Genomic DNA, 13,979 nt, shown 5'->3' with positions numbered 1-13,979 from the left:
TAACTAATCACAAAGATCATGGAATTACCACAATTAGTAGCAAAGTTTGTAGAAACACAGAACATTTACGACAGCAAGGCTTACACGGAGTGTTTTACCGAGACCGCCATCGTTCATGATGAAGGCAAGACCCATACGGGCAAAGACGAGATACAGGCATGGATCGAAGATGCTAACGAGAGATATAAATCTGTCATGAAACCGATTCAATATGACGAGTCGGGTACGAAAGGCACGTTAACTGCTGAGGTATCAGGCACATTTCCAGGTAGCCCGCTCGTGCTTAACTTTCATCTGGGATTAAAAGACGGTCTTATCAATTCACTAAATGTGACCGGATAATCTAAGGCCTGAAGGCAGCACTTGTAAATATGTGAAAACCGCCTTTCCTGGATTTGGCGGTTTTCTTAGACCATTCGAAATACCCGCTTAAACGGGCGTGCACACTCGCATGGCAAGACTTTGTTCTCTTATAATAATAAGGACACAGGTAATCAGGTTCTCATTCAGGAATCATTTATATCGAAATTAGATTGAGCTTTTCAATTAATGCTGAATAATAATTGTCAACTGCTTGCGGATGATAGGAGAGATAAAGAAAAGGTTCAACAAGCTCAAGTTCCATTAACATAAAACGTTCGCCTACCATCAAACCATCAACACGGGCATAGAGTGAATCTTTAGCATATCTGGAAATGTACCGTTCAGCCTCATCAATATAAATCTGATCTGGCGAAACAGTTTCAATGCTGCCCCCGAAAATCTGTTGGACCCTGAAATCGCCCTCTTTGGGCTTTTTAATGATGGTATGGCTGTATTTCCCCCCGAAGAAGATAAACGACCATTCCCCTTTTTGAATTTGTGACATCATAGGTTGGATGATGAAGTCTCCTTTTTCCAGGAGCTTAACTACACTGTCAATATCTTTATCAGCAGTTGCTTTGTTCAAAATCAGGGTATCTTTGGACCCTCCGCTCACACAGGGTTTGATAATCAACTTATCAGTCGCTAACCGTTCAAACAATGGAGCTAGTTCCTCCTTCCAGCCCTTTGAGAGAAATACAGAAGGTATGATCTCAAATCCCGATTGCTCAATTTCCTGCAAGTAATGCTTGTCCATGTTCCATCTCACAACAGGATAATCGTTGAACAGCCTTACGTTGCTGGACTCTAAATGATCGAGCCAGTGATTGAACTGCTCAAACTTTTGGTGGTAGTCCCATGGAGTCTTGAGAACTGCAACATCGTATTTCGCCCAGTCGACTTTTGGATCGTCCCATATTTCAGAAGTGATATCAAGGCCCCTACTTTGCAGGAGCGGCAGTAGCTCTGTGTTTTCATTGAAGTTATTGGCTGTGCCATATTTAAGCGCACCGCTGTAAGAGATATAGGCAATTTTCATAGAAGAAGGTTTCAACAGGTAAAAACGGGTGTTAGGAAACAGTGCGCCTAAATTAATGATTAATTTGTATAGGAAAGGATAATCTACAAGTCCTGTGGAATTGGCACTAATATCTAGCCCTGAGTAAAACATTCCAGATATAATAAGGGTTGAAACAGTAGCCGATCGGGCTTGCACTGTCTCGTCTGCGCGTGTATGTTTAAAGGACAATTATGGTTCAATTAATAGTAATATAAATGGCACCTATACAATCACTTATTGCACAGCACCTCCTCGAAGTTTACAATGGCGGAAACTGGACGGAGAATTCCATCAAAGAAGTTTTAGAGGATGTTTCAGTAAAAGCTGCAGAAACTGTAACTGCTGCCTCTCCCAACAGGATTTCAGCAATTGTGCATCATTTGACCTATTGGAACAACATCATGGTACTGCGGATACGGGCTGAGTCTACTGATATCCCGGAAACAAATGGGTTCGATGCGCCGATATTGGAAACACAGGAAGATTGGGATAGATTAAGAGCGCTTAACTTAGAATCGGCCCGTCTCCTTTCAGCTGAGATTTTGAATTTTGAACCACAGGATATTACTCAACCAATTTTGCCTGGGTATTCTTCTGTCTATAAAAGTTTGCATGGTTGCATTGAACATACTTATTATCACCTTGGTCAGATTACAATCATCAAAAATCTATGCAGTCATTTATAGATGGTGCTATACGCCAGCATTCTTAGGAGGCCAGTCTGGCGGGATGGTAAAAACTATTCTGCAATGTGCGGTCCCCACGATAATATTTTCGGAAATTTATTTGCATCTATACGAAAAAATATAAAAACTAAATTCGTAAATTAGGATACCTTGAATGACATCCTATGGAAGAACAATCTAAATTCCCTGAACTCTCAGAAGCGGAACAAAAAGCATTGGAAGAGCTTCTGCCTGAAGAAATGAGTGAAATCATTGCTTCAGGAATCAAACGCCGGCATTTTCTTAAACTTTTTGCTGTTACAGGGACCAGTTTACTCGCTGCGCACTTGTTAGGAATAGAACAACTGATGGCCCGGACCGTACCGATTGAGCAGCAGGCGCCGCTACTGATCGAGAATGGTGTCAACTTATCATTTAAAGTTAACGGAAGTCAGCAGCAATTGCTGGTCGATTCCCGAATGACGCTGCTTGATACATTGAGGGAGCGGTTAAATTTAACCGGCTCCAAAAAGGGTTGCGATCACGGCCAATGTGGTGCCTGCACGGTAATTCTTGATGAAAGACGCGTGCTCTCCTGTCTGACACTTGCTGTAACCTGCGAGGATAAAAAAGTTACTACTATAGAAGGTCTGGCCACAGGCAATGAACTTCATCCAATGCAAACTTCTTTTATTAAACATGATGGCTTTCAGTGCGGATATTGCACTCCAGGCCAGATCTGTTCTGCTGTTGCCTTGATGGATGAAGCAAAAAATGGTGAAGCCAGTTATGTGACGGCTGATGTGCGCAGGAAAAGCAGGTCTGTTAAGCTTTCTGATGAAGAGATCAGGGAACGCATGTCGGGCAATATCTGCCGCTGCGGAGCCTATCCAAACATTGTAGATGCCATACGGGAAGTCCATGGTGACAAAGCGGTGGCACAGGTGTGGCAGTTTGCCGAAGGGACGGTTTAATCCGGATATTCATATTACTTAAAAATCAGCTTCTGTTATGAGAGCATTTAAATATTCAAATGTATCTGATGCCGGTACGGCCATAAAGCTTGTATCTGTTAATCAAACTGCCAGGTTCCTTGGCGGCGGTACCAACCTTGTCGATCTGATGAAAGAAGATGTGATGCGCCCTACTGAATTGGTGGATGTATCGCGGTTAAAATATGCCAGGATCGAAAAGAAGGGAAATGGCATATCTATTGGTGCTACCGCAACCAATGCCAGCACGGCTAATGACGAAAATATAAGGGAGAAGTACCCATTGCTTTCAATGGCAATCCTTGCAGGTGCCAGCGCACAGATACGCAATATGGCCACAAATGGCGGTAACCTTAACCAGCGAACGCGATGCACTTACTTTTATGATGTTAACATGCCCTGTAACAAACGGGCACCAGGCTCAGGCTGTGGCGCTTTGCATGGGGTAAATAAAAATCATGCAATCTTCGGATGGTCTGAAAAATGCGTAGCCACTTATCCTTCCGATATGGCTGTTGCCCTCGCTGCACTGGATGCCGTTGTGCAGGTAGAAGGCGTCAATAATACAAAGCGAAGCATCCCTTTTGCAGATTTCCACAGGCTTCCGGGCGATCATCCCGAAAAGGACAATAACCTGCAGCAGGGAGAGTTCATTACATCTATCGATCTGCCTGCAAATGGGCTTGCTGAAAAATCTTACTACCTGAAAATCCGTGAACGCTCTTCTTACGCGTTTGCGTTGGTTTCTGTCGCAGCGGCTTTGGTAACTGATGATAATACGGTAAAAGAGGTAAGGATTGCCCTGGGCGGCGTTGCACATAAACCATGGCGGGCTTCAGTTGCCGAACACTGGCTGATCGGTAAGCAGGCAACAGAAGCAAACTTTAAGGCAGCGGCAGCGGCCGAACTTAAAAATGCAAAACCATTAGCGCATAACAAATACAAGGTATCCCTGGCTGCTAAAGCTATAGTACGCGCCCTGGAAGGTGCGCTGCAGGGCGGCGTCTACGGAGCCATGGAAGCAGATTCTACAACTACTGATAAAAATCAAGATCATGAGTGAAACCGGTAAACCAATCAGCCGCATTGATGGCCGCATGAAAGTTAGTGGCAAGGCAACCTATTCTGCTGAGAACAACTTTCCGAATATGGCATATGCCTTTCCGGTGCGCGCAACTATCGCTAAGGGAAAGATCATAGCTATCGATGAGGCGGCCGCGAATAAAGAACCCGGAGTAATTACCATAATAAGTTACAAGAATGCTTTCAGATTGAAGCCCCTTGATATGCCTGCGCAAAGTAAAGCTGGTGCTGCTTTCCTGGGAGAGAATCTGCCGCCGCTGCAGGACAACATTGTTCATTACCCGGGCCAGTTTATCGCATTGGTTGTTGCCGAAACCTACGAGCAGGCGCGCGCAGCGGCTTATAAAATTAAAGTACGTTACACACAGGAAAAGGCTGCGGTTGATTTGCAGGCTGAATTGCCGAATAGTAAAAAACCAAAAATGTTTATGGGTGAAGAAGCCCAGGTGAATGATGGCAAAGCTGCAGCTGCCCTGGCTGCTTCAGCACAAAAAGTGGATCATAAATATTCGACTCCAGCCGAACATCACCACCCAATGGAACCGCACGCCACAGTAGCCGTATGGGAAGGAACAGATAAGCTCATATTATATGATGCTACGCAGGGGGTTGGACTCACTAGTTCCATTGCCGCATATTTCTTCGGATTGAAACCAGAAAATGTAAATGTTATTGCACCTTTCGTTGGTGGTGGCTTTGGTTCCAAGGGGCTTTGGCTGCATACATTAATTGTTGCTATGGCTGCAAAAGCTGCTGGCCGTCCGGTCAAACTTGCCTTAACGCGGCAAATGATGCAGACCAATGTTGGTCACCGCGCGGCTACTATGCAGCAAGTGGCCCTTGGCACTGATGCCGAAGGAAAACTAAGCGCAATCCGTCACCATACAAATACCTATAATAATCTGACACAGTTCTTTGAACCCAGTGGTAAACAATCCCTCGTGTTGTACCAGGCTCCGCTTCGTGAGGTTACCTACAATGTCGCTCACCTTGACCGCAGCACTCCAACTTTTATGCGCGCGCCAGGCGAAACCCCGGGCACGTTTGCACTAGAGTCTGCTATGGATGAGATGGCTTATCAGTTAAAGATTGATCCCGTAGAATTTCGGATCATGAACCATACAACGAAAGACCCGATGAAAGGGCACGACTTCTCCAGCGAGTTCCTGCTGGACTGCTACCGCACCGGCGCAGAGCGGTTCGGATGGTCATCCCGCAGTATGGAACCCAGGCAGAAAAGAAACGGTAAATACCTGGTGGGTTACGGAATGGCCACTGCGACCTATCCAGGCGGAAGAAGTGCCGCATCAGTAAAGGTAGTGATGAATTCAAAAGGCAATGTTACAGTGATGACCGCATCAATCGATATCGGTACCGGAACTTATACCGTACTGGCGCAAACAGCAGCTGATGCATTAGGTGTACCTGTTGACAGCATAGATGTCAAGATCGGCGATTCCAGTCTTCCGCCGGCGCCTTTGGCTGGTGGCTCGCAAACAACGGCAAGCATCCACCCTGCAGCTTTGGATGCCTGCGTCTTGTTGAGAAAAGAACTAACTGCAATGGCAGTTGCTGACCCCAACTCAAAACTAAACGGACGCAATCCTGAGAATATCGGTTTTGCAGAGGGCAAACTCTTCGTGAAAGGCGATGAACAAAAAAACGACACTTATCTGAATATTTTAAACCGTGCAAAACGAAACGAAATAGAAGCCTGTGCAACTACTTTGCCGGTTTCGGGTGCCGGTCTTACAGTTCCAAGTGCCTTGTGTACCCCCAGTCATACACCACCGGAACAAAACAGTGATATCAAGCAATATGCTTTCCATTCGTTCGGTGCACAGTTCGCCGAAGTATGGGTTGATGAGGATTTTGGCACAATCCGCGTGAAACGTTTCACGAGTGTGCAGGATGTAGGCAGGATCATGAATGAGAAAACAGCCCGGTCACAAATCATTGGCGGTGTGATATTTGGTATTGGCGCAGCACTGATGGAAGCTACAGATTATGACAAACGCTGGGGTAATCCCGTGACACGTACGCTGGCCGATTACCATGTGCCGGTACATCTGGATGTTCCGCCTATAGACGTTCATTTCATAGGCAAACCCGATCCGCATATTTCACCTATTGGTGCGCGTGGTATTGGCGAGATTGGTATTACAGGCGTATCTGCGGCAATTGCGAATGCTGTCTTTAATGCAACAGGCAAAAGATTAAGGGACCTCCCGTTAACGCCCGAGAAGTTTTTTGATTGATAGCTAATTTTCAGGTATTTGCCTTGCAAATCAGGCCAGAATAGAGATAAAGCGTTTGAAATAAATTCGTATATCCATTTAATATCCTATTCGCTCAAGGATACGCATATAAAATGAAACAATTTTAGGACAAGTGTGTTCAACCCGCGATGCAATGAGATGTTCTTAAGGTATAATACCATATACTGCTTGCTGGCAGTGTGGGGTTCACCGACTGAATAGTATTGCTGCTGAGCATTTGGAATGCTGAAATCCGGTTGGAATATTTTATCGTATCTCATGCCTCCGCTTTTATGACCTGATTTCTGTAATAACTGTGCTATGAATAACATATTAAAAACCCCCGGCGAAAGCTACGATTCTATTGATATTCAATCTGAAGATAATTACTATAGATCCATTATTGAAAATAATTCATTTTATGTGATCAAGACTGATCTTGAAGGCAATTATTCGTATATGAACCCCTTCTTTTGTCAGCAGTTCAGGTTAAAACCCGCCGATTGGCTGGGCAGACCTTCTATAGATTTGATTATTCCTGCAGATCATCAGGCCTGTATCGATACGGTACAACAGTGCTTTATGACACCAGGACAAAGTCATTGGGTAATTTTGCGCAAACCTCATCACAGTGGTATAGTATCAACTCAGTGGGAATTCAAAGTTGTTTCTGACAATGAAGGAAACCCCTTGCATCTACTTTGTATCGGTCATGATATCACCTCGCTTGTGATGCGTCAACAGGAATTGCAGTCTCTGGTTGAGGTTACCGCCGATCAAAATAAAAAGTTATTGAATTTTACTTATATAATTTCGCACAATATCAGATCGCACGTAGCCAATATAATCGGGATTATAGAACTGAACGACGGTGAGCCGCCGGAGGAGAAGGAAGCAGGCTGGGAAATGATAAAAAAAAGCATTGCCGGCCTGGACACGACTATTCATAACCTCAATGAAGTGATAAATATCCAAACCAATGTGAACCTTCCTATCAAAGAGGTATATCTGCGCATGGAGATAGACAAAATCATTGATAGCATCAGGGTACTTTTTGAAAAAGACAATACCACAATTAGCTATGATTTTGATGAGGCAACTGCACTGCTGACGAATCCCGCTTATCTCGAGAGCATCATTCTAAACCTGATGACCAATGCGCTTAAATACAAATCAACAAAGCGGGCGCTGGAAATAGAATTGTCCATACAGACCGAAAAACAATATCAGGTACTTGTGTTTACTGATAACGGGATTGGAATTGACCTTGAGCAAAATAGGGATAAAGTTTTTGGGATGTACAAAACTTTTCATGGAAATGCTGATGCCAAAGGCATGGGTCTCTTTATTATAAAAAATCAAATTGAGGCTTTGGGCGGGAAGATAGAGATAGAAAGTGAAGTTGATAAATTCACAACCTTTAAAGTATTCTTTCCTCTTCATACAGAATAATATAGCCGAAAACCTATTAAACATCGAAGCAATAAACCAGCAAAAATGCGGCAAGCTTCTGGACGGTTCGATTTTTTTATGATAAAGCCCTATTCATGCTGAAAGACAGTCTGCTGACTTTGGCCTCTGAGGTAAAAGGATTTCAAGAAATTTAATGGATGTTTACCAGTGGAATCATTTCCTGCTGTAAATAAAATATCTGGACGAAAGAAGCCTGCGTTGTCTTGCAAATCTGAGATTGAAAGAGCCGTAAAGCCCATTTGCCAGGTTTCAAAATACCTTGCGCGAGAAGGAGCGTTCTCAAGAGTGATTACGTTAACATGCCGTGGATCTTGCTTAATCTTATCAAACAGGCATTCCACATCATCTTTAGACCCTTCAATGATTTGCATAAACCTGCCGGTAACAGCAGATTCAATACTGCGATCCGCAACACTTGCGAAGATTCCTTCCACATATAATAACATTCCCGTGATCCCATGATTATAATTGGACGTCCGGGATTGCTCCAGGATTACCGAGAGCTCGTCATTGTTCATAAGATGTTCTGCAGTACTAAGGTAAATGATATAATGTTTCACGTTTATAGATAGGTGATTGCGATAAATTTAAAGATGATAGATCCAAGGCAAAATAAATAATAAACGGATCATTTTTAAAATAAAGCTGGATTTTGTTCTATCTGAAATATTACAGGTTATCCTACCAGGATGGCGAATGAGAGAAAACCACGGATAACTGAGGGAAATCGGATTCTCAGCTTCTTTTTAGCCTTGCTGTAATTCTCCGGCTGGGCGCAAAACTCCAACATAAATGAGTTTAGCAAACACGTTTTAGTCATGTTTGTTGCTATCAAAAATCGCTTACACCTAAATGATGAACAATGAGAAATCAGGAAAATAAAAAAGAGAAATTACAGGGACAGGACGATTCGTCCTATACAAAAAATGAAATAAAATTTGCCGATGGCAAAGGAATTCAGTTGCAATATCTACTTACGCTTTGTTAAGACACTTCGTTACCATTTCGTAGATCTTGTTTGCCGGTATGTAACTACAATATGGCCCGTCATTTAAGCATCTCCATCTGTCACCCTGTAACTTCATCATCAGGTACTCTGTGCTTTGATGACGAATGATAAGAAAATTGATAACATCAGGGTGGACGATTACATTATACCTGTCACCATCCGTACAAATAGTAAATACTTTCATGATAAGTTCATTTTAATAAAAAAGACTAACAACAGCACTTATTCATAGCACCTGTGAATGTTTCGTACCAAATACTTACCCTGATCTATCTGTCGATCTCCGAATTGCTTGCGGCTTAATTTAGCAAATGTTGAATTTAGCTTGTCTACCTGTATTTGATATTCAAATTACTTTTCCTGCTAAAGCATATGATATGCTGTAGTGCCAGAATAACTTAATGACAGAAATAGCAGGCATTTGTTTTTCAGAATAGCAGCATCTGTTAACTTCAGGTATTTAATATTATTCTCACCTGATGTACTGTAACTTGTACCTGGGAGATCACGTATAAATATGATGGAAATGCGTATCTCTACACGTTAATGGGCTGCTCAAACCCATACCGGCAGGAAAATAGATCGATGGATTAATTCCATTTAAAATCAGTATACTACCACCCATTTACCGTATAAATCTCATGGTTTATGAAGCTAAATTAGATTAACCAAAATCATTGAAACACTTAACCCCAAAAGTTATGGAAATGCTTGCAACAGCAATAGATAAGAAATGGTATAATGTATTTTATCATCCTTATGTGAACAATTTTATGATCATTAAAACGGATAACGAAGAACATTACGTGGTAAAAGAGTTTAACGGGAAATGGAGATGCCTGAAATCGAATGCAGCCGCAGCCATACTTCCTGTTGAACAATTGTACGACTATACGCTGGAAGCGATTAGCTCCGGTATTCTGCGATACAATTAGCCGCCCCATGCTTTGAACGATTGATAGTCACTACTCTATGAACTAGTCAGGGAGACATTTTAAAACTCATTATTGATAAGCTTCACTGATAACAATGCAGCTGGGAACAATTACCAGCATATCAGGTGTTTAAATTATAATCAGGCAATTCAACTTTTTTGGAGTCGCGAAGAAAAAGCGTTGAGAAAATTTTACGCACTGCTCTGGTACCTGCTAACCGCATGACAGTACGTAAAAATGCCAGACCTAAGCGGGTATGCGGCCAGAGCAAACGGGGCACAATTTTAGGTAACCCCTGGCCCTCCTTCACAAATGGCCTCATAATGCGTTCATAAGCTGCAAAGGCGGCAACGTGATCATCCGTTTTAGACAGCTCGCCTGCCAGCACATATCCACCAACGATTGCAAGGGTTGTCCCAATTCCTGAAAGAGGAGTTGCACACCATGCTGCATCGCCGGTGAGCACCACGCTACCTGCAGACCAGCGATCCATTTTCACCTGCCGCATCACATCAAAGTAGAAGTCCTGAACTTTGGGAATTTCTTTGAGTATACGCGGAAACTCCCAGCCATCATGAGCAAATTTATCAAGTAAAAACTGCTTCTGCCGCTCAGTCCCCCATTTTTGTTCCTCTTCAGACACCTTGTGGATTCCCATATATACCCTTAAATTTCCATCACTGCCAGGCTTTAATGTAGCACCCCTGCCGCCGGTAGTATTGTACTGACGCGCAAATTTACCATCGTTCTCCTTTCCAGGAATGGAAAAATAGGCAATCGTGAGATCCAGATAGCGCATCTTATACTCTCCCGGAAACAGCAATGCCCGCGTGGAAGAACCTACACCTTCTGCAACGACGATGACGTCATATCGTTCAGCAATGCCACTTTTGAACGTTACCAGAGAACCAGTCTTATCTTCATCTACCTTGACAATATGGTCCCCAAAGCGATACCGGGCCTTCTGTTGGGTGGGTTCGTAAATAATTCGTGAAATGTCGCCCCGCATAATTTCCAGTTCTGCGGTGGGTCCATCACCTATATCCTCCACTGCAAAACGGGCAATTACCCGGTTTTCTTCATCAACCCAGTCGGTACCGCTTTCTCCGGTGGTCAGTTCCATAGCTTGCTGCTCCAGTCCCATCCGGCGTAATACGTCACGGCCTGCACCGCGTACATCAACGTTTTGTCCTCCGTCACGGAAACTGTCTGCCCGCTCCACTACCGTCACATCGAAGCCTTGACGGGATAGCCACCAGGCTACCGTATTACCACCTACACTGGCACCGGTTATCAAAATATTTTTTCTGCTCATTTCGGTTTTTGTCTGATTTAGATGAGATGCAGACAAATATAAGCGCCCTGTTTCTGACAAAATATCTATATTACGTTAATTAATAGTCCAAAACAGTATTATGCTTAAAGATCCCGCGATATTGGAGCGTTTGGGTTTGCTTGCCGAACTTCCCGACCCAGAAAATAAGGAATCCAATGACATGAAATTCGTGTTGCGGAAAAACATAGGCACTGGATATATTCAAAAAATAGATTTGGGACCATCGATGCATATTATGATTTCTCAGTATGAGCTTAATGCGGAGATGCTCATGAAAAGACCAAAGGCCGCAGACGACAAGGGTGGTGAAAATATAATTACTTTTAGCTTTCGCAATGTAAAGCAGCTGCTGTCAGTAATGGTGAGCTCAGCTGATATGGACCTTGAAATATATACTCCTGCCCGAATACATACCAGTAATATCATCATCACTATTCATTTAGAGTTGCTGAAAGACCTGATCCACCAGACGGGATCACACACGCTTTGGGACAATATTTTATTCAGCAATCAGCCTTTCATATATGAAGAAATCGGCTCAGCTGAGATACAAATACTTGCTTCGGCCATCCTGGAAGCCAGCATTCCTGCAGAACTCAGTAATTTTTACTACAGGGTAAAAGCAGAAGAGCTGATTTTTCTGTTTTTCAGCGTGTTTCTAAACCGTAGAAGTATTGCCGACTATCCTGTAAATACTGCTGATGCTAAAATCATCTATCAGGTGCGGGATAAAATAATTGCTGATCTGAGCATTACCCCCAATCTTGCGGAACTGGTTCAGTTATCCGCGATGAGCGAAAGCAAAATGCAGCGCCTTTTTAAACAGATTTTCGGGAATACGGTCTACAGTTATCATCAGCTGTTACGCATTAAAGAAGCTGCCAGATTGATTAAAGACCAGAATATGTCTGTTTCAGAGGCAGGTTACAAATTAAACTTTAGTAATCTCAGCTATTTCAGCAGGCTTTTTGAAAAACATATAGGTCATAAGCCAAAAAAATATTCAACTCTGTGCAGAGCACAGTACAATGGAAATTAATCACTTAATCCCGTTCCGCCTTAATCTCCTCATTGATTCGCCCCAGGAGGGATTGTCTCCCCTGCGCGACTTCTTATTATGGTTCTTGAGCAAACTTTATATGGCAAATTTTTTAACCAGTGTATCAGCTGGCAGAAAAACTCTGCGGGTTATATCAAAAGGGATACCCAAAATGATCCTCAGTGTGCTGCGGTATATCTTCATTTGCCACTTTATAAATTATACATGCAAGAATTAACAGTAATACTACTGCGAATATCCAGATATACTTTGCGGATTTGAATTTCATGGATAAAGTATATTGTGTGTTGTGTTGTGTGCTAAACGCCGCTGAAGATTCCCCAAACAGAATTCATAGTTGATGCGCGGCAGTCACTTTTTTAGAAGTAACTGCCGTACATTTACTCTTAATGCTAAACTTCCTCGTCCAATGGTTCGTTCTCTAAGGCTTCATCCTCATTTGCTGCTTCATCGGGGCTTACCGGATCAGTGTTGTCTACATCATCACTATCATCAGGATCTTCCTCTTCTGCAGATCCATCATCTGTCTGTGAGGCATCATCCAGGTCATCAGCTTCGTCAGGAATAACTTCGGCCTCATAGAAGTCTGGTTGTGTGTCCTCATCTGATTCGGTTTGTTCCGGACTGTTACCGGGAAAGTTGAGAGAAGTGGTCAGCTCCTCCGGGTCGTTGTTTAATTGATCAGTTATCATAGTTTTTGGTTTTTAATATCAGCCCAAAAGTTATGCCGTCTAAGGTAAGATCGATTATACTATCAAGTCCATACCTAAAACCGCCTTAACCAAATCAGGAATATAGTGCCCTCAAAATAGTATTCAGGCGGAAAAAGATGTACAGAGCAAATCAGGCACCTTTAAGCGGGAGACATACTTTAAAAATTCGCGTATCACTACGTAAAATAAAGCGTATTTTTTGTTAACGATGGACAGGTTGCAGGGCTATGGAACTGCATGTAAATGCCATTGCCGCGATCAGCCTTTGACTCATAAAAAGTTCATGACTTTTTGGTATAATCATGGCCCCAGTTTTTCAGGGAATAATCCCAGTTGGAACCTTTCGGTTCATCCGGCTTTTGAGCCAAGTGGCGTTTGACGTATCCATGCACTTTCTGCATATGTTTATAATCAGGTCCGGTCAGCTCGTTTTGTTTTTTTCCAAGGATCGAGATAATATGCTCCCCGGACTTGTGCCCTATGGATTCGCCATCTCCACTATCCCAGCCTACTGATTTTGACTCCTCTGTTTTTAACCACTTTTCAAGTGTGGCAGCCGTCATATTCACAACTTCTTTGAATTCTTTATAGATTTTGTGTTGCTCTTCTTTTTCCATAAGACCATAACACAGTATGTCAAAAATAGTTTATTCATATACGCCGAAGTACTGCGGCACTGTACTCATACCGATTTCGAGGGTTTGCCACTATAGCCCGGCAGCTAATCAGAAAGAGGATTTTGTTTTTATAGGACTTATTGCAGCTGCAGCACATTTGCTCCTAACTGCTCTTCCATTTTTCGCTCGAGCTTTTGTTCATGGACGATCACATTGATTTCCAGAGAACCCGTACTCACTATTGCTGAAAGCAGATGGCCACCCCATGCTTTGAAAGACTGATCAGTCACCACTCCGTGAACATGTAATGAAGGAGCCCCATTATCCCAGGCGATAGATCCTGTCATGCTGGCCATTTCTACTGCTTTAAAATCCTTCGGATTGTATTGTTTAGTCTTGAAATCAAAAAAACCAA

15 protein-coding genes are annotated in these 13,979 nt (G+C 43.0%); 8 read left to right on the top strand and 7 right to left on the bottom strand.

What is annotated here, in order from left to right; translation table 11 throughout:
* Positions 1-18: 18 nt before the first annotated feature.
* Positions 19-342, top strand: coding sequence for a nuclear transport factor 2 family protein (locus ABWY16_RS03010; RefSeq protein WP_353903171.1), 324 nt, complete (start codon positions 19-21; stop codon positions 340-342).
* A gap of 175 nt (positions 343-517) precedes the next feature.
* Here ABWY16_RS03010 and ABWY16_RS03005 read toward each other — a convergent pair whose 3' ends face one another.
* Positions 518-1,402, bottom strand: a complete 885-nt coding sequence (locus tag ABWY16_RS03005) for an ATP-grasp domain-containing protein (protein ID WP_353903170.1) — start codon at positions 1,400-1,402, stop codon at positions 518-520.
* A gap of 236 nt (positions 1,403-1,638) precedes the next feature.
* Between ABWY16_RS03005 and ABWY16_RS03000 the strand changes: the two genes are divergently transcribed.
* The 5 genes from ABWY16_RS03000 to ABWY16_RS02980 all read left to right on the top strand — a co-directional run bounded on the left by ABWY16_RS03000 (position 1,639) and on the right by ABWY16_RS02980 (position 7,873).
* Positions 1,639-2,109 carry a DinB family protein gene (locus ABWY16_RS03000; protein ID WP_353903169.1) on the top strand — a complete coding sequence of 157 codons (471 nt, stop codon included), beginning with the start codon at positions 1,639-1,641 and terminating at the stop codon, positions 2,107-2,109.
* A gap of 164 nt (positions 2,110-2,273) precedes the next feature.
* Positions 2,274-3,062 (top strand): 2Fe-2S iron-sulfur cluster-binding protein, encoded by a 789-nt coding sequence (locus ABWY16_RS02995; RefSeq protein WP_353903168.1) that lies wholly within the window; start codon positions 2,274-2,276, stop codon positions 3,060-3,062.
* A gap of 37 nt (positions 3,063-3,099) precedes the next feature.
* The gene (locus ABWY16_RS02990) at positions 3,100-4,143 is read left to right on the top strand and encodes an FAD binding domain-containing protein (protein WP_353903167.1); all 1,044 of its coding nucleotides are present in this window, start codon (positions 3,100-3,102) and stop codon (positions 4,141-4,143) included.
* The gene (locus ABWY16_RS02985; protein ID WP_353903166.1) at positions 4,136-6,421 is read left to right on the top strand and encodes a xanthine dehydrogenase family protein molybdopterin-binding subunit; all 2,286 of its coding nucleotides are present in this window, start codon (positions 4,136-4,138) and stop codon (positions 6,419-6,421) included. Before ABWY16_RS02990 ends, ABWY16_RS02985 begins: the two co-directional genes overlap by 8 nt.
* A gap of 321 nt (positions 6,422-6,742) precedes the next feature.
* Complete coding sequence (locus ABWY16_RS02980; RefSeq protein ID WP_353903165.1) at positions 6,743-7,873, top strand: PAS domain-containing sensor histidine kinase; 1,131 nt, start codon at positions 6,743-6,745, stop codon at positions 7,871-7,873.
* A gap of 89 nt (positions 7,874-7,962) precedes the next feature.
* On the opposite strand, the gene ABWY16_RS02975 is transcribed toward ABWY16_RS02980, so the two are convergent.
* The gene (locus ABWY16_RS02975; RefSeq protein WP_353903164.1) at positions 7,963-8,454 is read right to left on the bottom strand and encodes a BLUF domain-containing protein; all 492 of its coding nucleotides are present in this window, start codon (positions 8,452-8,454) and stop codon (positions 7,963-7,965) included.
* Between the two features lie 414 nt (positions 8,455-8,868).
* The gene (locus ABWY16_RS02970) at positions 8,869-9,087 is read right to left on the bottom strand and encodes a hypothetical protein (protein ID WP_353903163.1); all 219 of its coding nucleotides are present in this window, start codon (positions 9,085-9,087) and stop codon (positions 8,869-8,871) included.
* A gap of 493 nt (positions 9,088-9,580) precedes the next feature.
* Between ABWY16_RS02970 and ABWY16_RS02965 the strand changes: the two genes are divergently transcribed.
* Positions 9,581-9,838, top strand: a complete 258-nt coding sequence (locus ABWY16_RS02965) for a hypothetical protein (protein ID WP_353903162.1) — start codon at positions 9,581-9,583, stop codon at positions 9,836-9,838.
* Positions 9,839-9,959: 121 nt separating this feature from the next.
* On the opposite strand, the gene ABWY16_RS02960 is transcribed toward ABWY16_RS02965, so the two are convergent.
* Positions 9,960-11,153 (bottom strand): FAD-dependent monooxygenase, encoded by a 1,194-nt coding sequence (locus tag ABWY16_RS02960; protein ID WP_353903161.1) that lies wholly within the window; start codon positions 11,151-11,153, stop codon positions 9,960-9,962.
* A 100-nt stretch (positions 11,154-11,253) separates the two neighbouring features.
* Between ABWY16_RS02960 and ABWY16_RS02955 the strand changes: the two genes are divergently transcribed.
* Positions 11,254-12,213 (top strand): helix-turn-helix domain-containing protein, encoded by a 960-nt coding sequence (locus ABWY16_RS02955; protein ID WP_353903160.1) that lies wholly within the window; start codon positions 11,254-11,256, stop codon positions 12,211-12,213.
* 413 nt (positions 12,214-12,626) lie between these two features.
* Here ABWY16_RS02955 and ABWY16_RS02950 read toward each other — a convergent pair whose 3' ends face one another.
* The 3 genes from ABWY16_RS02950 to ABWY16_RS02940 form a co-directional block, all read right to left on the bottom strand.
* On the bottom strand, positions 12,627-12,926 hold the full coding sequence (locus tag ABWY16_RS02950) for a hypothetical protein (protein WP_353903159.1): 300 nt from the start codon (positions 12,924-12,926) through the stop codon (positions 12,627-12,629).
* A 302-nt stretch (positions 12,927-13,228) separates the two neighbouring features.
* Positions 13,229-13,564: a DUF3140 domain-containing protein gene (locus tag ABWY16_RS02945; RefSeq protein ID WP_353903158.1), complete on the bottom strand. Its 336-nt coding sequence runs from the start codon at positions 13,562-13,564 to the stop codon at positions 13,229-13,231.
* Positions 13,565-13,701: 137 nt separating this feature from the next.
* A partial coding sequence (locus ABWY16_RS02940; protein WP_353903157.1) for a PPC domain-containing DNA-binding protein occupies positions 13,702-13,979 on the bottom strand: 278 nt, incomplete at its 5' end.

Source organism: Pedobacter sp. (assembly GCF_040513095.1).
GTDB lineage: Bacteria > Bacteroidota > Bacteroidia > Sphingobacteriales > Sphingobacteriaceae > Pedobacter.
Note: the sequence above shows the minus strand (reverse complement) of the source record. Positions and strands in the feature narration are given on the sequence as shown.